Origin of the sequence: Delftia sp. K82, from assembly GCF_002193035.1 — a bacterium.
GTDB classification, from domain to species: domain Bacteria; phylum Pseudomonadota; class Gammaproteobacteria; order Burkholderiales; family Burkholderiaceae_C; genus Comamonas; species Comamonas acidovorans.
In genome coordinates, this window is sequence record NZ_MYFL01000001.1 from 411,336 (window position 1) to 429,665 (window position 18,330).

At 63.2% G+C, this 18,330-nt stretch carries 18 protein-coding genes and 2 tRNA genes; 13 read left to right on the forward strand and 7 right to left on the reverse strand.

The window, feature by feature from the left end:
* Window position 1: 1 nt before the first annotated feature.
* Together KDK82_RS01785 and KDK82_RS01790 are read right to left on the reverse strand one after the other, a co-directional pair.
* Window positions 2-898 (reverse strand): NAD kinase, encoded by an 897-nt coding sequence (locus KDK82_RS01785; RefSeq protein ID WP_012207218.1) that lies wholly within the window; start codon window positions 896-898, stop codon window positions 2-4.
* Window positions 899-915: 17 nt separating this feature from the next.
* Window positions 916-1,179: a hypothetical protein gene (locus KDK82_RS01790; protein ID WP_088163892.1), complete on the reverse strand. Its 264-nt coding sequence runs from the start codon at window positions 1,177-1,179 to the stop codon at window positions 916-918.
* 780 nt (window positions 1,180-1,959) lie between these two features.
* On the opposite strand from KDK82_RS01790, the gene KDK82_RS31680 reads away from it, so the two are divergent.
* The 12 genes from KDK82_RS31680 (at window position 1,960) to KDK82_RS01845 (ending at window position 9,611) form a co-directional block, all read left to right on the forward strand.
* Window positions 1,960-2,286: a hypothetical protein gene (locus KDK82_RS31680; protein ID WP_143343378.1), complete on the forward strand. Its 327-nt coding sequence runs from the start codon at window positions 1,960-1,962 to the stop codon at window positions 2,284-2,286.
* Between the two features lie 84 nt (window positions 2,287-2,370).
* Window positions 2,371-2,580, forward strand: coding sequence for a major capsid protein (locus KDK82_RS01800; RefSeq protein WP_088165412.1), 210 nt, complete (start codon window positions 2,371-2,373; stop codon window positions 2,578-2,580).
* Window positions 2,581-2,718: 138 nt separating this feature from the next.
* Window positions 2,719-3,072, forward strand: coding sequence for a hypothetical protein (locus KDK82_RS31685; RefSeq protein ID WP_143343379.1), 354 nt, complete (start codon window positions 2,719-2,721; stop codon window positions 3,070-3,072).
* A 36-nt stretch (window positions 3,073-3,108) separates the two neighbouring features.
* Entirely contained in the window at window positions 3,109-4,395 is a 1,287-nt protein-coding gene (locus tag KDK82_RS01805) for a virulence factor TspB C-terminal domain-related protein (protein ID WP_088163894.1), read from the forward strand.
* The gene (locus KDK82_RS01810; RefSeq protein ID WP_012204021.1) at window positions 4,395-4,685 is read left to right on the forward strand and encodes a DUF2523 domain-containing protein; all 291 of its coding nucleotides are present in this window, start codon (window positions 4,395-4,397) and stop codon (window positions 4,683-4,685) included. The genes KDK82_RS01805 and KDK82_RS01810 overlap by 1 nt, the downstream gene beginning before the upstream one ends.
* Window positions 4,686-5,699 carry a zonular occludens toxin family protein gene (locus tag KDK82_RS01815; RefSeq protein WP_088163895.1) on the forward strand — a complete coding sequence of 338 codons (1,014 nt, stop codon included), beginning with the start codon at window positions 4,686-4,688 and terminating at the stop codon, window positions 5,697-5,699. It abuts the gene before it with no gap.
* Between the two features lie 432 nt (window positions 5,700-6,131).
* Window positions 6,132-7,013, forward strand: a complete 882-nt coding sequence (locus tag KDK82_RS01820; protein ID WP_088163896.1) for a hypothetical protein — start codon at window positions 6,132-6,134, stop codon at window positions 7,011-7,013.
* 60 nt (window positions 7,014-7,073) lie between these two features.
* On the forward strand, window positions 7,074-7,304 hold the full coding sequence (locus KDK82_RS33420; RefSeq protein ID WP_088163897.1) for a CopG family transcriptional regulator: 231 nt from the start codon (window positions 7,074-7,076) through the stop codon (window positions 7,302-7,304).
* A 3-nt stretch (window positions 7,305-7,307) separates the two neighbouring features.
* Window positions 7,308-7,892, forward strand: a complete 585-nt coding sequence (locus tag KDK82_RS01830) for a recombinase family protein (protein WP_088163898.1) — start codon at window positions 7,308-7,310, stop codon at window positions 7,890-7,892.
* A gap of 314 nt (window positions 7,893-8,206) precedes the next feature.
* A complete protein-coding gene (gene hrcA, locus KDK82_RS01835; protein ID WP_034396851.1) occupies window positions 8,207-9,211 on the forward strand; it encodes a heat-inducible transcriptional repressor HrcA in 1,005 nt (334 codons plus the stop codon).
* 67 nt (window positions 9,212-9,278) lie between these two features.
* A tRNA-Ile gene (locus KDK82_RS01840) sits at window positions 9,279-9,357 on the forward strand.
* 177 nt (window positions 9,358-9,534) lie between these two features.
* Window positions 9,535-9,611, forward strand: a tRNA-Arg gene (locus KDK82_RS01845).
* 74 nt (window positions 9,612-9,685) lie between these two features.
* On the opposite strand, the gene KDK82_RS01850 is transcribed toward KDK82_RS01845, so the two are convergent.
* The 5 genes from KDK82_RS01850 to KDK82_RS01870 all read right to left on the reverse strand — a co-directional run bounded on the left by KDK82_RS01850 (window position 9,686) and on the right by KDK82_RS01870 (window position 16,711).
* The gene (locus tag KDK82_RS01850) at window positions 9,686-12,055 is read right to left on the reverse strand and encodes a CHASE2 domain-containing protein (protein WP_088163899.1); all 2,370 of its coding nucleotides are present in this window, start codon (window positions 12,053-12,055) and stop codon (window positions 9,686-9,688) included.
* Between the two features lie 27 nt (window positions 12,056-12,082).
* Window positions 12,083-13,873 carry a FecR domain-containing protein gene (locus KDK82_RS01855; RefSeq protein WP_085929077.1) on the reverse strand — a complete coding sequence of 597 codons (1,791 nt, stop codon included), beginning with the start codon at window positions 13,871-13,873 and terminating at the stop codon, window positions 12,083-12,085.
* On the reverse strand, window positions 13,867-14,580 hold the full coding sequence (locus tag KDK82_RS01860) for a response regulator transcription factor (RefSeq protein WP_012207214.1): 714 nt from the start codon (window positions 14,578-14,580) through the stop codon (window positions 13,867-13,869). Before KDK82_RS01860 ends, KDK82_RS01855 begins: the two co-directional genes overlap by 7 nt.
* A gap of 94 nt (window positions 14,581-14,674) precedes the next feature.
* Window positions 14,675-15,967 carry a tryptophan--tRNA ligase gene (locus tag KDK82_RS01865; protein ID WP_088163900.1) on the reverse strand — a complete coding sequence of 431 codons (1,293 nt, stop codon included), beginning with the start codon at window positions 15,965-15,967 and terminating at the stop codon, window positions 14,675-14,677.
* A 75-nt stretch (window positions 15,968-16,042) separates the two neighbouring features.
* Entirely contained in the window at window positions 16,043-16,711 is a 669-nt protein-coding gene (locus tag KDK82_RS01870; RefSeq protein ID WP_174549355.1) for a site-2 protease family protein, read from the reverse strand.
* 185 nt (window positions 16,712-16,896) lie between these two features.
* Here KDK82_RS01870 and KDK82_RS01875 point away from each other — a divergent pair, with 185 nt between their 5' ends.
* Entirely contained in the window at window positions 16,897-18,258 is a 1,362-nt protein-coding gene (locus KDK82_RS01875; protein WP_088163901.1) for a methyl-accepting chemotaxis protein, read from the forward strand.
* Window positions 18,259-18,330 lie beyond the last annotated feature (72 nt).

The following is an 18,330-nucleotide window of genomic DNA, read 5'->3' on the forward strand; positions in this document are numbered from 1 at the left end:
GTCAGGCGCCTCCCTCGTTCCAGCCCAGTTTCTTGCGCAGCGTGGCGAAGTAGTTCCAGCCCTTGGGATGCAGAAAGCGCACGCTGTGGTGGGCGCGGCTCACGAGGATGCGGTCGCCGTGCTGCAGCGAGGCCAGGGACTGCATGTCGAAATTGGCGCTGACATCGCGCCCGGCCACGACCTCGATCGTGACCTCGTTGGCATCGGACAGCACGATGGGGCGGTTGGACAGGTTGTGCGGCGCAATGGGGGCCATGACCCAGGCGGGTATGGACGGATGCATCATCGGCCCGCCAGCGGACAGGGCATAGGCCGTGGAGCCCGTGGGCGTGGCCACGATCAGGCCGTCGGCGCGCTGGTTGGAGACAAAGCGGCCGCCCACCTCGATGCGCAGCTCCACCATGCCCGAGGTGCCGCCGCGGTTGACCACCACGTCGTTCATGGCCAGGGCCTCGAACACGCACTGGCCGTCGCGGATCACGCGGGCGCACATCAGGGGGCGCAGGTCCTCCTCGTATTCGCCCTGCAGCATGGGCGTGAGCGTGGCCTCGAAGTCCTCCAGCGCAATGTCGGTGACAAAGCCCAGGCGGCCCTGGTTCACCCCGATCAGGGGCGTTCCGTATTGCGCCAGGTGCCGGCTCACGCCGAGCATGGTGCCGTCGCCGCCGACGACCAGGCCCAGGTCGCAATGCCTGCCCAGGCCATCGACATCGAGGGTGGGGTAGTCTGTGAGCCCTGCGTGCAGGGCCGATTGGGTATCAAGCACGACTTCGCAGCCCTGGCGCCTGAGGAAGTCCGCAATGCGCTCAAGCGCGTTGCTGGCATTCTCGGACGGGGCGCTTGCGCTGGGAGCGTGGTACTTCCCGATCAAGGCAACGTGGCGAAACGTGGACGTCATTTCTGGAAATTACATCATTAAAGCGATGTCACTTTTTTGAGTCGTTTCATAAGCTTGGTTTTGCATGCGCTCTCTTTAGCAGTCTCCATGACTGCTATCACTATCCAGCGCTGGGGGTCTTCGCCAAGCTCGGCGGCTACTTCCCCTGCAACCACGGGGCTGAGGTTCCCGCGAGTCTTCGCTGTCGTGAAGATCGCTCTCGGTACGCCTATCAGCCTGGACCACTCGGCAGCAGTCTTCACTTCTAGCGCCCTGTCCAGCAGGTTGAGTGTTGTTTGCATGGCTACCTCATAAAAAAAGCTGAGTAATCACGGTGCTTACTGTTGTAATGACCGTGCTTACATGATACCGTGCTGCCTGTAATCACTGTGATTACATAGTTCGATCTCGTCGCGCCCCTTGGGGCTACTGCCAGAAGCGGCGGCGGGGTTGGAACAGGAGCATTTCCCGCCCGCGCAAGCGGCTAGGACACCCGCCCAGAGATGTGCGGAGCTGGCGAGCTAGGTACGCGGCTCCTGAGTTTGACCAGGCAAGCGAACTGCACCCCGAGTCCGAATAGGGCGTTCCCAGGGGTGGCGGCTTAGGCCGTTGGCGTCATGCGCATGTGCATGTGAAAGAGCCCACGTTTCAAGGTTTGCGCCTGGTGTGTCGTAAGCAACAGGAGCCGCCAGCATGCCTTTTCGTTCTCGATCGTCTGTTTGTCCTCCACCTGGTCAAAAGTGCCTGGCCGTGCGCCTGGCGGCTCCAGACCAGGTCGACCAGGTGGGGGGCATCTCCGTATGAGGTTGGACGTCCCTCTGATCCTCGGTGGTTTAGGTCTTGCGCTTGCGCTGGCCATTTTCGTGCCCGACTTTCGCAGTTTGTGCCCCGTTGGACATGAGTCACAAGGTTGGCGTTGTGTTCCTGCTTTGCATGCCCCCGGGCAAGTCTCTCGGGACAGTTCCGAGTCGGCCAGCTCGGCGCAATCCGTGGGGCATGCACCGTGACAGCGCTCTTCTCTACGTCGCATGCGGGGTAGAGCAGAGCACTGTCGCTCGTACACAGCCAATAGAGGCACACACATGGCATTCACCAGCATCATCCAAATCCTGAAAACCGAATCGGTTTTCTCTCGCAAGATTGATCCCTCAACTCAGAAGCCTTACGAATTTAAGGTGGCCCGTGTCGCGTTGATTAACGATGACGGTGAGCTCGAGACTGTCGGCCGCCTGCGCGTGCCTCGTGAGCTCGAGGCAGTTGTCGTGAAGGGCACTTTCACGGCTTCCTTCGCTCTCCAAGTACCCGACTTTGGTGACAACAAGGGCGATGTTGTCAGCGTTTTGACCAACCTTGTCCCTGTGCCTCCAGCTCGTCAATCTGCAGCGGCGCCCGCTGCTCCCAAGGCCTGATTACTCGCTGTGATTTCAGCGCCTAGACCATGGCTTGCCGTGGTTTAGACGATGCAATCCCGCATCGTTTTCAAGGGGTCTTCCATGAAACTCGTTCCACGTACTCTGGCCGTTCGCGCCATCGCGATTCCCGCGATTGTCGCTGGTGCCATCAGCACGGCACATGCCGAGCTGCCTACCGAGGTCACAACCGCGCTCAGCAGCCTTTCGACGGATGCGCTGAAGGTCGCAGGCATCGTCCTGGCGGCAATCGTCGCGGTCTACGCATTCAAGTTCATCCGCAAGGGTCTGTGATCCGCTGGGACTTGTAATGCATCTGATAGCACCGCTGTTGATCGAAATGGGCATTAATGCCGCCTGGGTATCAGCGGCGGTGCTTTCTGCGCGTGTTGCGTTGTTTGCTCACCGTTTTATTAAATCTCGGAGTTTGTAATGCCCTCTTATCAAGTGGGTGCGGTGTGCTACCCGACTCAGTTGCAAGCTGCTCAAACGGTTGCTAGCTCACAGATTGGCAATGTTGTTCAGCAGGGCGGCTCGGCCCATGTTGTGGAGATTAGGTCAATAAATCCAACTGCCATTACTTATGGCCTTCGCCCGGTTTCTGGTGGCCCGCTGATCGAAGTTGTCAGCACATTCGAGGCCCAGCCGTGCGGCTTGCTGCAGGCTTCTGACGGCCTCGCTCTCGGCTGGATGGTCGGTGGAGTCTGGATCGTCGTTTATGGCTTGATGTTCATTGCGCGTACTGTCTTCCATATTGGTGATGGGGGTAATGATGGCAACACCTGAGTTTTATGCTGCTTTCATCGGTGTTTTGGGGGCTGTATGGCTTATTTGCGGGCGTTGGTAATTCTGGCCGCATGTGCGTTTTCGGGGGCGTGTATAGCTGGCTACGCACAATTGGCTCCTCCCGTTGGCTGGAGTCCCACTAGTGTCGGCGGATCTGCTGGCACTTTTAATTTAGGCAACGCTGCAAACGGCTCTAGTCTAGTTGGTAATACCGTCAGAACCACTGCATCGCTGAATGTTGGTGGTCGTGCTATCTCTGTTCCTGCGTCAATGCGATTCGCGTCGAATGCTCCAAAGTTTCTAGCCGGACGTGTTGGCGCTTCTCTTGCTCTTGGTGGCAGCGCGGCATTGACTGGTGGCTTGTCTGTTGCTGCCGCGTTATTGCTTCCTATTGCTGTTGAGTGGTGGCAGCAAACCGAATTCGAGTGGGATGGTAATAAGTGGCTTCAGAAAAAGAAGGTACTTAATGGGTTTTGGAGGGATACATGGGGTTACGGTGAGTACGGTACTGCTAACGCTGCGTGTAACGCTCGATTGACTGGTGTTTATGCAGAGGTGCTTCCTAGCAACCCTAGTTTGGCGTATTGTTATTACGGCCCCGGGCAAGTTGCTGGGTCCGTTACTCGCGTTGGTGAGGAGGTGGTTGAGGTCAAAGTGGTGCCGTATGAGCCTAAGGTTCGTGAGGCTCTTGAGACTGCGCCTCTGCCGGAAAAGCTACCCGGAATTATCCCTCTCGATTATCCTATCGACTTGCCTGTTATAAATCCGTCTCCGGCAATGCAGCCGCAGCCGCTATTTGTTCCTACTGGCAACCCTGTTCAAAATCCGAACTATGACCCAAGTGCAGCGCCTGGGCCTAACAATAGTCCATATCTACAGCCTGGGATCAGAGTTGTCCCGTCCCCGGCTCCTGGCGCACCTTGGCAAGTGGATTTGCAGCCTATAAACAGGCCTGTGGATAGCCCTAATCCCGATCCAAACCCCAAGCCAGATCCTAATCCTAGTGATGGTGACAAGCCGTCTGAGAAAGATCCGGGTTTGTGTGATATGTATCCCGATATTCTTGCTTGCAAAAAGCTTGGTGATATCGAGGTTAAAGAATTGCCAAAAAAGACCATCCCGCTGCGTATAGATAAACAGAACGTTGGGCCGGAAAATGGCTCATGCCCTGCTCCTCGCCAGTTCGAGATAATGGGTCAGTCTATGGCGTTTCAATGGGATTTGCTTTGTGACTTTGCCACAGGAATAAGGCCAATCCTTATTGGATTTGCTTGGTTGTCGGCCGCTTTAGCGTTTGTCGGATTAACTAGGAGGGGCGACTAATGGAAGGTATCGCAGAATGGCTTGCCAAAATATCATGGCCTTTGGTATCTCGCGTACTTGTTTCTCTTGGGTTTGGCTATACGACGTATGAGGGTGCTGATACTGCTATCACTAATGCTATAAGCTCTATACAGGGCGCGTTTGCCGGTCTTGGTGCTGAGGTACTGCAGCTATTGGCCATGGCTGGGTTTTTTGATGCCATGTCGATCACAAGCGGCGGTATCGTTTCTGGCTTGGCCTGGATGGTAATGAAGCGATTTGCGCTGCAGACGACTGGGCAGGGGGCATAAATGCTCACTGTTATTACTGGCAATCCTGGTACTGGTAAGAGTGCTGCTCTTGTGTCCATGCTCGAAGAGCTTGGTAAAGATCGTCAGCTATATGTGAATGGCATTCCTGAATTGCTCATTCCGCATATCGAATTGACAGAGCCTGAAAAATGGCATGAAACGGTGCCCGATGGCTCCGTCATTATCATTGATGAGGTCCAGCGGATATGGCGGCCTTCCGGTCCTGGTCAGAAGATACCTGACATGATCGCGTTGCTTGAAACGCACCGGCATCGCGGTCTAGATTTCTACATCATCACGCAGGGTCCGAATCTCATTCATGCTAATGTGCGCGCGCTAATCGGCCGGCATGTGCATTTGCGTGATCTTGGTATTCTTGGTCGCTGGTGGTATGAGTGGCCTGAGTGTGCGGATAATTGCCGTACCGGCTGGAAAAATGCGCCGATTAAGAAGCGATATAAGCTCCCAAAAAGCGTATTCGGTAAATACAAAAGTGCGAGTATCCATGTCAAGCCAGTGCGGTCTTTTCCGTGGATGCTTGTTGTGATGATTGCTGCTCTTGTGACTGTATTTGTGATGTCCTGGTTTGCGTACAGGGCAATTAATGCGCGCCTACATCCTGTGCTGCCTGAGCCAGTTTCGACTACCCCTAATGCAACTTCGCAACCACATCGGCAGGATGCTCAAGTTACTGCAGGTGCTTTGCCCGTCTTTGCTCCTGATGAGCGCGTTGCATTTATTCCTCGGCTATCTGATCGCCCTTGGACGGCTCCTGCATACGATGAAATTCGGCGGGTTGTTGCCATGCCTCTGATCACGGGCGCAATGTGCATTAATGACCATTGCGTTTGTTTCAACGGGACGCGTCGCTTGCTTGACGTAGGCCATATCGCGTGTGATGAGTGGCGTAGGTTGCGCCCCTTCGATCCCTACGTCTCTGAGCCTGTGCTTGTCGATGCTGACAATGCTGACGGCGGCAACCGTGCGCCTGGTGTGTCCTCTGATGCCAGTTAGGCCGCTGTCCGAAGTTTCCGTGTTGTCGCGCGACGTGCCCGTCGATGTGCTCACGCTGTCACTAGCGCGCCTGCAGCGTGCTTCCCGTTCTGCCTGGTCTGACGCTGCTGTGTCGTTGCGATCGCTCTCGCGCTGGTCCAGTCCGCGAGGCGCAGCACTGCCACCCAGCGGGCCGCGAATCGTCGCCCTAGAAAACAAGGATGTCCGCGCTGCAGCGCTCCTGTGTCTTGCTGCGTCTATGGCGGTCAAGGCCGGCGTGCGGGCGGCCCGTGGATGCAAGCGAAGCGCAGGCGCGGGCCGCGCGCAGCGCGGCCTAGATTTATCCCTAAGACACATTGGTACAGGTACGGGCAGCAGGCTCTGAAAAAGGTGAACCCCGCGACAGCGCCAACTGCCCGGGGTTCGTGACGTCAACCAACACGACTGGTCAACATGATTCGAATTATCGATGGAATCGCCTACATGGGTAAGTCCGGAAACCATTTCCGGGTCAAGGCCCATGACCTTGGAAACGGGCACCTTGAGGTCACTGCCTCACGGACCACGGAGTGGCGTGAACTGGATTGGGACAAGGAGGCCATGGCGCTGTATCTCGAAGCTATAGAGGCAAATAAGCTTGAACCCGGCTACGAGGAGGAGCGACGTGCGAAGCACGCAGAGCAGGCTGCACGACGTGCAAAAAAGCGTGTGCGTCAGCTGTGCAAGGTGATGGGCGTAGACACGCTCTTGACTCTTACTTACAGAGCGAATCAGCAGGATCTCGCGCTGTGCAAGGCACATCTCAAGGAGTTCAACCGTCGCATGCTCAGAGTGCTCCCTGGCTTCGCTTTTGTGGGGGCATTCGAGCAGCAGGACCGGGGCGCTTGGCATGTGCACCTTGCTACTCGACGTATCCCGAAAGAGCTGGCGGATCGCAACAGGCAGAACGCAGTGAAGCTGCGCAGCTATGAGGTGATCCGCCGCGTCTGGCGCTCGGTCACTGGTGAGTTGGGCGGCAACATCGATGTGCAGCGTCGCAAGTGGCATGCGCAGCGATCACCGGCGCAGATTGCAAGCTACATCGCTGGGTACATCGTCAAGGAGTTCGCAGAAGGCGAAAAGTGGTCAAACCGGTGGACCAAGTACGGCGATGGCACCGTGCCTCCTGCTATTGAGCTCGGCCTTGTTGGCTCACCCCTCGAAGCCGTTGAAATTGCCTATGCGCTGCTTGGCGATATGCATGCGATCGCAGTTGAGCGTCTGGACCGCTGGAAAGACTGGTTCGTGCTGCATGCCGAAGTCCCCAAGGGTCGATCTTGTACCCCCATCCAATGATGTGCGGGGAGTCCGATTTTGGCTCGCTGTGGCCTCGATAGAGGCTGTTGAGGGATTCCTATGTCTGCTGATCCTCGCGAAATCATTTCCGGTAACGCTGCCCGCGTTGCCAAGCACCGGGCTACGCATGCCCGTCTTGATGTCTCTCTGCCCGTCCATATCTCCAGCACGATTGACGAGCTCGCTGAAATGTCTGGTGCAAGTCGCGCTGTCGTCGTGCGGTGCATGCTCCGGTTCGCTCTCACGAATCGCGATTGGAAGCGCCTCGGCCTGATTTGGACTGGGGAGTAAGCCATGCTGATCGGATATGCGCGTGTATCTACCCTTGACCAGGACACGACAATGCAGCGTGATGCGCTGGAGCGTGCTGGGGTCCAGCGACTGTTTGCGGACTCAAGCTCCGGCGTCGGGCCTCGGCCTCAATTGCAGGAGGCTCTCACCAGTCTCGTACAGGGCGACACCTTGGTAGTCTGGAAACTGGACCGCATTGCCCGCAGTTTGCATGACTTGCTGGCCATTGAGCGGCGGCTCAAGTCTGTAGGTGCTGGTATTCGCAGTCTCACTGAACCCTTGGACACGTCGAGCCCGTTTGGTGAATTTACGTTCCAAGTACTCGGCGCTGTTGCTCAGCTTGAGAGGTCAATGATCAGAGAGAGGGTCATGGCTGGGCAAGCTGCAGCGAGGGCGCGCGGCAAGACCTGGGGGCGGAAACGCTCTATCGATGATGAGGACGTTGAGGTTATTGTGCGGCTCTGGCGTTCTGGTGCGTATCTGCAACCTGAGCTCGCTGAGATGTGGGGCGTGTCTGTTGCTTGCCTGCGAGATGCGATCCACCGCTTTGAGGGTCGGGGCCGTTGGCTGCGTCAATCAGGTCCTTGACCGTTCCGATCCTCAATCTTTGCGCCTACGGTTTGTGCCTCGGTATGGCCGAGGGTTGTAAATCGTAGACTTTGGGTCAAAACTCTGCTGGCTCTTGCGAGATCGCAGCAGAGTTTTTCGTCGGCGACGTGCATTTATCCTCGCAGCGATTCGCGCAGTGATGTACACCGCGGCGGCGCTAGCCAGAATCAGCAGGGCGGCTTGGCTTGAGGTCATGGGGTGCAGGATATCGCATGGCGCCTTCGCCACGCCTGCATGAAAAAGCCCGGGTTCTCCGGGCTGCTTGTTGGGCCTTACATAAGTAAAATCATCACATGCTCGACGAACGTGCCAAGTTGTTGCTCAAAGCGCTGATCGAGCGTTATATCGCTGACGGCCAGCCTGTGGGCTCGCGAACCCTGTCGCGTGCGTCGGGGCTTGAATTGTCGCCTGCCACGATACGCAATGTGATGGCTGACCTCGAAGACCTGGGGTTGATCATCAGCCCGCACACCTCGGCGGGCCGCATTCCGACCGCCCGGGGCTACCGGCTGTTCGTGGACACCATGCTCACTGCAGACCGTGCCGATATCGTGACGCCCGAGCTCGCGCCCGAGCAGCCGCAGAAAGTCATCGCCAACGCCGCCAACCTGCTGTCCAGCCTTTCCCAGTTCGTGGGCGTGGTGCTGGTGCCGCGCCGCACCTCGGTGTTCAAGCACATCGAATTCGTGCGGCTTTCGGAGCGGCGTTTTCTGGTCATCATCGTATCGCCCGACGGTGACGTGCAAAACCGCGTCATCTTCACCGACGTGGACTACTCGTCCTCGCAGCTGATTGAAGCCTCCAACTTCCTCAACAGCCACTACGCGGGCCTGGCGATGGAAGAGGTGCGCGAGCGCCTCAAGGGCGAGGTGGAGCTGCTGCGCGGCGAGGTGGCCACGCTCATGCAGGCGGCCGTCAACATCGGCACGGAGGCCATGACCAGCGCCCAGGAGGACGTGGTCATCGCGGGCGAGCGCAACCTGCTGTCGGTCAGCGATTTCTCCAGCGACATGGGCAATCTGCGCCGCGCCTTCGACCTGTTCGAGCAAAAGACCCAGATCCTCAGGCTGCTGGATTTTTCCAGCCAGGCGGAAGGCGTGCGCATCTACATCGGCGGTGAAAGCCAGGTCGTGCCTTTCGAGGAGCTGTCCGTGGTCAGCGCGCCCTACGAGCTCGACGGCAAGGTGGTGGGCACGCTGGGCGTGATCGGGCCCACCCGCATGCACTACGACCGCATGATCCAGATCGTGGACATCACCTCCAAGCTCGTCAGCAATGCGCTGAGTCACAAGCGCTGAGTCCTGCGGGTTAGGCTCTACAATAGTTGTTTGCCATGGACTGCATCCGTGCTGCCTTGGTGAATCAGGGGCCTTAGCTCATGCTTGGTTAGAGCAGCGGACTCATAATCCGTTGGTGCCCAGTTCGACTCTGGGAGGCCCTACCATCCATTGGTATGAAAAGCCTGCCGCCTTTCCGGGCGGCAGGCTTTTTTGCTGGGCGCACGGCTGCCGCATGGCGGGCCATCGCCCGGTTGCCAGGGAATGCGGTCGCCGGGTTTTTTGCAGAAATATGGCGCTTTTGTCCGGGAGCCCCAAAACCCGCTGCTACAATGCGAAGCGTTGCGGCTGTAGCTCAGCTGGATAGAGTACTTGGCTACGAACCAAGGGGTCGTGGGTTCGATTCCTGCCAGCCGCACCAAAAAACGCAAAGCCCTGAAGTTGAAAGACTTCAGGGCTTTTTCGTTTTCCGCATCTGCATCCCTGAAATGCCAGTCAGGCCTTTTCTGCTTTCGGCAGCACGATGCTGAAGGCGCTGCCCTGGCCGGGCGTGCTTTCTATCTCAAGCCGCCCGCCATGGCGGGCGGCCACGGTGCGCACAAAGGCCAGGCCCAGGCCCACGCCGTCGAGGTGCTGGTGATGGTCCAGGCGCTCGAACGGCTGGCTCAGCCGGGCGACGGCCTGCCCATCCATGCCGGGCCCGTGGTCCCGGATGGTGATGCGGCAATGGCCTGCGTCCTGCCGCAGCAGGCATTGCACCGTGGCGGGGTTTGCCTGATCTGCGCGCGCTCCGTACTTGATGGCGTTGCCGATCAGGTTGACGGCCGCGCGGTGGAGCATGCCCGCATCGCCCAGCACGGGGCATTCCTGTTCGGGCAGGTGGAACTCCAGCTGCACGTGGGCCGCAGAGGCCTGGGCCCAGCAGCTTTCCACGGCCTGGTCCAGCACCAGGCCCAGGTCCAGCCGTTCCCGGCGCAGCGTCTGCCGCTGGGCGCGTGCCAGGTGCACGAAATCGTCGGCCAGTTGCAGGGAGGCCTGGGCATAGCCTTCGATGCGCGGCAGCAGGAGGCCGAGGTCGGGCGCCTGTATGGCGCCGCGCTGCATCTCCAGCAAGGTGATGATGGATGCCACGGGCGCCCGGATGTCGTGCGAGATGAACTGCATGGCCTGGTCGCGCTGGGCCTGGGCGCTGCGCAGATCGCTGATATCGACCAGGGTGATCAGCCAGCCCGTGGTGGGCGGTGCCTCGAAGGTCTGGGTCAGCAGCATCAGGCTGCGTCCCATGGGGTCGCGCCCCTCGCTGCTGGGCGGCAGGCCGTGGGTGGCAAGTGCCTCGGGCGTGAGCAAGGGCTGGCCGGCGGATGCGCCGGCTGCCGTCTCCAGTGCCCGCAGACCATCGAGCAGCCGGGGCAGGGCATCGCCGGCCCTGAGGCCATGCCCCAGGCTGCGCGCATAGGCGTGGGCTGCGGCATTGGCCAGCAGCACATGGCCCTGCCGGTCGCAGACAAAGGTGGGCGAGGGCAGCTGGCGCAGGCTTTCGCTGACGAAATGGTGCAGGGCGCGCAGTTGGCGCGAAGCCTGCTCCACGGCCGCGATGCGCTGGTCCAGCAGATCGCCGCCCAGGCGCAGCGCGGTGGGCAGGCCCTGCCCCTGCAGGTCGCGCAGCTCCAGCGCCAGAAAGCGCGCGGCGGCGCGCAGGCGCAGCCAGCTCCATAGCGGATAGGCCAGGGCCAGGCCCAGCAGGCCGGCTGCAGGCGCCGTCTGCACCTGCCACAGGCGCGGCGCAAGCCCGGCCAGCGAAAGGCAGGCCAGGGCCAGCAGCGCGCAGGCCAGCATGCCGCCCGACGGGCCCAGCCAGGCCAGGGCCAGCAGGGCCAGCAGCACGGCTGCCGCATTGAGCGCGCGGTTGAGCGTGGCCGACGCGGGATGCACATGCGAGCCCTGCAGGCTGCCGTTGAGCACATGGGCCAGCATCTCCACGCTGGAGATGGGCCGCGCGCTGGTGCCCAGCGGTGCGGTGAAGCGGCTGCCCAGGCCGGTGGCCGTCGTGCCGATGAGCACGTATTTGCCGCGGAATGCCGCTGCAGGAATGCGGCCGCGCAGCACGTCGATGTAGGAATAGGTGGTGAAGGGCGAGCGGTCCCTGGCGCCTTGCTCCGGCCTGGCCTGTGCAAAGGCAATGATCTCCTGCTGGCGGCGTTGCCAGGAGGGCGAGTCGGGGTCCATGGGCGGCACGGGCTCCGGGCGGGCGCATGCGCGGCCGTTCTCGCCCACGCAGTGCAGGGCCAGCGCCATGTGCCACCAGGGCTGCTGCGCACTGCCTTCGATGGCATGGAAGCCGCGCACCGCGCCATCGGCGTCCACGGGCAGCTGGGTATGGCCCAGCGCCGCTGCGGCCTGTGCGAAGGCCGGCAGCGGGCCGCTGCCTGGCGCCACGGGCAAGACGGTGCGGCCGCTGCGCTGCAGAACGCGCGCCAGCAGCAGGTCGTCGCCGGGGTAGTCCAGGTCTTCCTCGCTGAGCATCACGTCCAGGCCTATGGCGCGCGGCGGTGCCTGGCTGATGCGTTCCAGCAGGCCAGCGTGCAATGCGCGACGCCAGGGCCAGCGGCCAATGGCGTCGATGCTGGCATCGTCGATGGCGACGATGACGATGTCCTGCGATGCCTTGGGGCGGTGCAGCCAGCTGGCCGTGTCCTGGACGAAGCCGTTGATGCGGTCGAGCTGCCCGTCGCCGCCGAGCCAGAACACCAGGGACAGCAGGCCCGCCGCCAGCAGCAGCCAGTCCCGCCGCAGTCCACGGCCACGCGCAGGCGCTGGCTGCGCCGGCGTGGCGGGGCTGTCAGGCGGGGGCGGCTGGGTGGACAAGCGCGGTCAGGGAATGAACGGGCACGGCTACTGGCGCTGCAGGCGCTCTCCGTTGCCCGAATGCATCATCTCGCCGCTGGCATCGACGATCCAGCTGCCGGTGCGGAATTGGCGCGCGGCCGAGAAGTCGCTGCGCAGGCCGTTGGCATCCTCGATCTGCAGGCGCAGGTAGTAGCTGCCTGCGGGCAGCTCCTCGGTGCTCCATTGCGGCTGGTCGGTCCAGAGGTCCACCAGCGGCGCGGTGAACTCCTGGTCGCGCGCCACCATCACGTGGTAGCGCTGGCCGGGCTCGCCGCTCCAGCGGATCTGGCGGCTGCCTTCGGCCGGGCCGTCGCCCATCTGCAGCGCGCTGGCCGAGGGCTGGGGAGGAACGGCCGCCAGTTGCATGGCCTGGGCTGCGGCAAACGGGCCCTGGTCGGGCTGTCCATCGGCCAGCGTGCGAATGCTGGCGGCACGCCAAAGATAGCGTCCGGCCGGCAGGCGAGCCAGCGTGGTGGCGGGCAGTGTGCAGTCGTTCAGGTCGCGTGCATCGATGGCGGGCTCGGCAAAGCCGGCCTGCGCATCGGCAGAGACGACCTGGATGCGGTAGCGCGCGGCGCCCACGACCTGGGTGCATTGCAGGCTGGCGCGGCCCAGGCCCACGGTGGCGTCGGCCTGCGGTGATTCATACAGCGGCGGCACGGGATGGGCCTTGACGCGCAGGGCGCGGCGGCTGGCGGCGCCCGGAATGCCCTGGGCATCGATGCCCCGCAGGGACAGCACGTAATCGCCGTCCTCCACGCCCGCCAGGCGCAGCGGCGATGCCGTGGCCTGGAAGCTGGCGCTGCGCAGCACCTGGGTCATGTCGGCATCGCGCGACAGCTGTAGCTGGTAACGCACGGCGCCCGGCAAGCCGGGCAGGGGCAGGCTGATCCAGTTGGCGTCTTCCGCCAGCGCGGGCCACGCCGTGATGTCGGGCGCACCCAACATGGGGCGGGGCTCGCCCACGCGGCCATTGGCGGCCACGGCCACGCCCTGGCCCGGGCGCAGCAGCGCATCACCAGTGTTCGCGCTTGAGGCGTCGGAGCCCACGGCGACGGTGCCTTCATCGACGGCGGCCGCCGTGCTGCCGGCGGCATCGGCCTGGACCAGGAAGCGGGTGCCGCGCACGCTGGTCGATGCAGCGGGCGTGCGGATCTCGAAGCGGCGCTGTGCGTTGCCGGGTTCGGGCGGCACCGAGGCCTCGACGCCGCCCTCGCGCAGGTCCAGTACGGACTGCAGGCTGCCGGCACGGCCCTTGCGGCGCATCTGGCGCAGCACCACATCGGACTGCGATTGCACGCGCACCAGGGAGCCATCGGCCAGGCGCACGGCGACGAATGCGTCCGGGGCCAGCTGCAGGCGCTCGCCTTCCTGCAGCGTCTGTCCCTTGCGCAGGGGCTGGCCCGCATCGTCTCCGGCCGCGCCCTGCGTATCGGCCAGGTGGTCCAGTGGGCGCGTGCTGCGCGCATCACCCTGCACGAATTCCACGGAGGCCACGGCGGCGCGCAGCAGGCGCACGGGGATCTCCAGCACGGAGCCGGGCCGCAGGCGGTAGGGGTTGGCCACGCCGTTGTGCTGCTGCAGGTCGGTCCACTGGCGGGCATCGCCCAGGTAGCGGGCCGCCAGCTGCTCCAGCGTGTCGCCGGCGACGACCCGGTGTGCCATCGTGTCGCCGTTGCGGCCCACGGGTTTGATCTGGGCCTGTGCGCCGCCCAGGCCCAGCAGCCCGAGAGCGGCCAGCATGCAGGCCCGCGATACGGGCCTGCCCAGGGCGGCAGGCATGTGTACGGTCATGATGCCTGCTGCAGCGCCTGCAGCGCTGCGTCGGGCACATCGAGGCGATAGCCATAGCCGTACACGGCACTGATGGCGTAGGGCTGTCCGGCGCGCAGGTTCAGCAGGGCGCGCAGGCGCGAGATATGCGTGTCCAGCGAGCGCGACTGCACTTCGGCGTTGTGTCCCCACACGGCTTCGCGCAGGTGCTCGCGCGACAGCAGCCGGCCCTGGTTCTGGAACAGGGTCAGGGCCAGCGTGTACTCGCGGTGCGTCACCTCGATGGGCTGGCCGTGCATTTCCAGGCTGTTGGTGGTAGTGAGGAAACGGTAGGGGCCGAACTCCAGCACGCTTTGCGTGTTCACCGGATAGGCGCGGCGCAACAGGGCGGCCATGCGCGCGCGCAGCTCGGCATGGCGCACGGGCTTGACCATGAAGTCGTCGGCGCCGCAGGACAGGCCCTCGACGATGTCGGCCTCTTCGCTGCGGTGGGTGATGATGAGGATGGGCAGCTCGCGGCTGACATGGCCACGCGCCCATCGCACCAGGTCCGTTCCTTCCATGTCCGGGAGGTGCCAGTCCACGATCAGCAGGTCGAAGCTCTCGCGGCGAAGCTCCAGTTGCAGGGCCGAGCCCGTCTGGTAGGTGTGGCAGCTGTGGCCCGTCTCCAGCGCGACCTGACGCAGCATCTCCAGTTGCAGCGGATCATCGTCCAGAGCAGCTATACGCATCCAAATGTCCTTTCACGCACGCGCCGCAATCCCGGCGCCGAGCCCGCGGGCAAGACTGCCCGCAAATAGGCGGTTTCTCAAGCGAAGCTTACCCTTACTCTGCGGCATCGCGCAGTTGCTGCAGGGCGGCCAGCACCAACTGGGGGTCTGCGGGCTGCAGCCGGGGCTGCAGTGCGGACAGGGCCGCCTCGCCTTCCTTTTGGAGCTGGCCAATGGCCTGGCCGGCTTCCTTGGGGGCGTCGAAGCCCAGGCTTTGCAGCAGCAGCTGGCCGTCGGCGGCGACGAGCTTGAAGTAGAACTTGCCGTCGGCTTCGCGGTATTGCTTGAACTGGGGCAGGGCCTGCCTGGCGGCCTTGGCCTTGGCGGCCACGGGCGCCTGTGCCAGGCTGCGCAGGCCGACGGCCGAGCGCAGTTCGCGGATCAGGGGCAGGGTCTCGCGGCGGGCCTTGGCGGCGCCGGCCTGCAGGATGTCCTCCAGCTCGGCAGGGTGGGCCACCAGGTGCTCGTAGCGCTCGCGCATGGGGGCCAGCTCGCGGTCGATGCGCTCGAACAGCTGCTGCTTGGCGTCGCCCCAGGCAATGCCTTCGGCGTACTGGCGGCGCAGTGCCTCGGTTTCCTCTTCGGTGGCAAAGCCCTGGTAGATCTGGAACAGGGCCGAGCCCTCGACTTCCTTGGGCTCGCCGGGCGTGCGCGAGTCGGTGGTGATGCTGCCGATGAGCTTGCGCAGCTGCTCGCGCGAGGAGAACAGCGGGATGGTGTTGTTGTAGCTCTTGCTCATCTTGCGGCCATCCAGGCCGGGCAGCGTGGCCACATTCTCCTCGACCTGCGCCTCGGGCAGCGTGAAGAACTCGCCGCCGTAGATGTGGTTGAAGCTGGAGGCCATGTCGCGCGCCATCTCGATGTGCTGGACTTGGTCGCGGCCCACAGGCACCTTGTGCGCATTGAAGGCGAGGATGTCGGCCGCCATGAGCACGGGGTACATGAACAGGCCGGCGGTCACGCCGTCATCGGTCTCGGTGCCGTCCGCGTGGTTCTTGTCCACGGCCGCCTTGTAGGCGTGGGCACGGTTGAGCAGGCCCTTGCCGGTCACGCAGGTCAGCAGCCAGCACAGCTCGGGGATCTCGGGAATGTCGGACTGGCGGTAGAAGGTCACATGCTCGGGGTCCAGCCCGGCCGCCAGCCAGCTGGCCGCGATCTCGATGGTGGAGCGCTGCACGCGTGCCGGGTCCTGGCATTTGATCAGGGCGTGGTAGTCGGCCAGGAAGTAGAAGTTCTCGACCTCGCGCGAGCGGCTGGCCGCGATGGCCGGGCGCAGCATGCCGGCATAGTTGCCGAGGTGCGGGGTTCCGCTGGGAGTGATGCCGGTGAGGAAACGGATGGTGCTCATGACGGGAGGCTTCGACAGGCAAGAGAGAAAAACAGGGAGCCGCAGAGACAGCCGGTGGGCCGTTCTGCAGCGCGTTCAGCGCAGCAGCGCGATCAGCGGGGTCAGCGCGAAGTCGATCACGGCGTAGCCCAGGTCCATCAGCGGGCGCAGCCACAGGCTGCCGACCACGCCGGCAATGACCAGGCCCATGACGATGAAAAAGCCCCAGGGCTCGATGCGCGCCACCCACTGCGCCTGACGCCAGGGCAGCAGGCCGACCAGGATGCGGCCACCGTCCAGCGGCGGCAGCGGAAACAGGTTGAAGGCCCACATCACCAGATTGACCAGGATGCCGGCGCGGCACATTTCTATGAAGAAGCGCTCGCCCACGCTCGATCCCACCAGAACCACCAGCAGCACGCCCCATAGCAGGGCCTGCACGAAATTGGAGGCCGGGCCTGCCAGGGCCACCCAGATCATGTCGCGCTTGGGGTTGCGCAACTGGTCGAAGCGCACGGGCACGGGCTTGGCGTAGCCGAACAGAAAGGCGCCCGAGGTGGCGAAGTACAGCAGCAGCGGCATCAGGATGGTGCCGATGGGGTCGATGTGCTTGATGGGGTTGAGCGTGATGCGTCCCATCATGGCGGCCGTGTTGTCGCCGAAGTGGCGCGCGGCATAGCCGTGGGCTGCCTCGTGCACCGTGATCGCGAAGAGCACGGGCAGGGCATAGATGAGTACGGTCTGGATGAGGTTGGCGATGTCCACGGCGGGCATTGTCTCAGACGCTGGCCACCCTTGCCGCTGGCAGCCGCCAGAGCCCGTGCGCTGCGCTCTGGCCGCGTGGATATGGTGGTTTCCCGCAGATTGGCAATGCCCCATTCTGTGTTGCAAAATGAAACACCGATGAGATGGTTCCCTCAACAGGTTTTTCACCAAGGCCCTCGGGCCATATGTACAAGAGGTGGCACGTGGGCGTACTGGGCTTGGGCAGGCTGCCGATAGGCTGGCGGTTGGTGATTGCGTTCGGCGGTATCAATCTGCTGGTCTTCACGATGATGGCGGTCACGGTGTTTTCACTGGGGCAGGCCGAACAGGCGCTGGCGGCCGGGGGGGCGACCACGGTGGCCGAGCAGGCGCTGGTGCACACGCGCTGGTGGGTGCTGGGGCTGGGGGCTGCCGTTTGCGTGCTGGCCCTGGTGGCCTGGTTCAGCCTGCGGCGGGGAATCGTGCAGCCGCTGGGCCAGGCCATCCTGATTGCCGAGACCGTGGCGGCCGGTGATTTGAGCCAGGAGTTCTCGACCGAGCTGCAGGGCGACTTCGGCCGCCTGCTGGGCGCGCTGGGCACCATGGAGGACACGCTGACCGAGCTGGTTGGCCGCATCAAGCAGTCCACGGATTCCATCGGCCTGTCGGCCGGCGAGATCGACGCCGGCAACTCCGACCTGTCGCGCCGCACCGAGGCCCAGGTCTCGGCGCTGGCCCAGACGGCGGCCAGCATGGAGCAGCTCACCGCCACCGTGCGCCAGAACGCCGACCGCGCGCATTCGGCCAGCGGCCTGGCCGTGGATGCCTCGTCCACCGCCAAGCGCGGCGGGGCCGTTGTGAGCGAGGTGGTGCAGACCATGGAGGCCATCAGCGGCAGCTCGCGCAAGATCGTGGACATCATCCAGGTCATCGAAGGCATCGCCTTCCAGACCAATATCCTGGCGCTCAACGCGGCCGTGGAGGCGGCGCGTGCGGGCGAGCAGGGCCGGGGCTTTGCCGTCGTGGCCAGCGAGGTGCGCAGCCTGGCCGGGCGCTCGGCCGAGGCCGCCAAGCAGATCAAGGAACTGATCACCACCAGCGTGCGCCAGGTGGAAAGCGGAGCCGGCCTGGTCAACCAGGCGGGCGCCACCATGCAGGAAATCGTGGGCGCCGTGGGCCAGGTATCGGGCCTGCTGGGCGAAATGTCGCAGGCGCTGCGCGAGCAAAGCGAGGGCATCGCCCAGGTCAACGCCGCCGTGGGCCACATGGACAGCGCCACCCAGGAGAACGCAGCCTTGGTGCAGCAGGCCTCGCGCGCGGCCTCGGCGTTGAGCGAGCGCGCCCAGGATCTGGAGCAGGCGGTGGGCGCCTTCAAGCTCGATGACGAGCCAGAGTCTGCGGCGGGTGCGGTGTTCTCGGCAGCGCAGGCCAGGCCCGCGCTGGCCCCGTCCGTTGCCGTGGCGCCCGCAGCAAGTTCGCCAAGGTCACCAAGTTCGCCAAGGCCACAGCAGCGTGCGCCGACTCCTGCGGCCCGGCCGCTGCAGTCGCTGGAATTGGCCCAGCACTGATCTGCATCTTTCTCGTCAGCGTCCCTTCACAACACAAACGCCGGGCTTGCCCGGCGTTTGTCGTTCATGCGG

Bases quoted from the DNA above. Each gene is read 5' to 3' on its own strand.
- KDK82_RS01785 (WP_012207218.1), bottom strand. From the start codon at position 898: ATGACGTCCACGTTTCGCCACGTTGCCTTGATCGGGAAGTACCACGCT.
- KDK82_RS01790 (WP_088163892.1), bottom strand. From the start codon at position 1,179: ATGCAAACAACACTCAACCTGCTGGACAGGGCGCTAGAAGTGAAGACT.
- KDK82_RS31680 (WP_143343378.1), top strand. From the start codon at position 1,960: ATGGCATTCACCAGCATCATCCAAATCCTGAAAACCGAATCGGTTTTC.
- KDK82_RS01800 (WP_088165412.1), top strand. From the start codon at position 2,371: ATGAAACTCGTTCCACGTACTCTGGCCGTTCGCGCCATCGCGATTCCC.
- KDK82_RS31685 (WP_143343379.1), top strand. From the start codon at position 2,719: ATGCCCTCTTATCAAGTGGGTGCGGTGTGCTACCCGACTCAGTTGCAA.
- KDK82_RS01805 (WP_088163894.1), top strand. From the start codon at position 3,109: ATGGCTTATTTGCGGGCGTTGGTAATTCTGGCCGCATGTGCGTTTTCG.
- KDK82_RS01810 (WP_012204021.1), top strand. From the start codon at position 4,395: ATGGAAGGTATCGCAGAATGGCTTGCCAAAATATCATGGCCTTTGGTA.
- KDK82_RS01815 (WP_088163895.1), top strand. From the start codon at position 4,686: ATGCTCACTGTTATTACTGGCAATCCTGGTACTGGTAAGAGTGCTGCT.
- KDK82_RS01820 (WP_088163896.1), top strand. From the start codon at position 6,132: ATGATTCGAATTATCGATGGAATCGCCTACATGGGTAAGTCCGGAAAC.
- KDK82_RS33420 (WP_088163897.1), top strand. From the start codon at position 7,074: ATGTCTGCTGATCCTCGCGAAATCATTTCCGGTAACGCTGCCCGCGTT.
- KDK82_RS01830 (WP_088163898.1), top strand. From the start codon at position 7,308: ATGCTGATCGGATATGCGCGTGTATCTACCCTTGACCAGGACACGACA.
- hrcA (WP_034396851.1), top strand. From the start codon at position 8,207: ATGCTCGACGAACGTGCCAAGTTGTTGCTCAAAGCGCTGATCGAGCGT.
- KDK82_RS01860 (WP_012207214.1), bottom strand. From the start codon at position 14,580: ATGCGTATAGCTGCTCTGGACGATGATCCGCTGCAACTGGAGATGCTG.
- KDK82_RS01865 (WP_088163900.1), bottom strand. From the start codon at position 15,967: ATGAGCACCATCCGTTTCCTCACCGGCATCACTCCCAGCGGAACCCCG.
- KDK82_RS01875 (WP_088163901.1), top strand. From the start codon at position 16,897: ATGTACAAGAGGTGGCACGTGGGCGTACTGGGCTTGGGCAGGCTGCCG.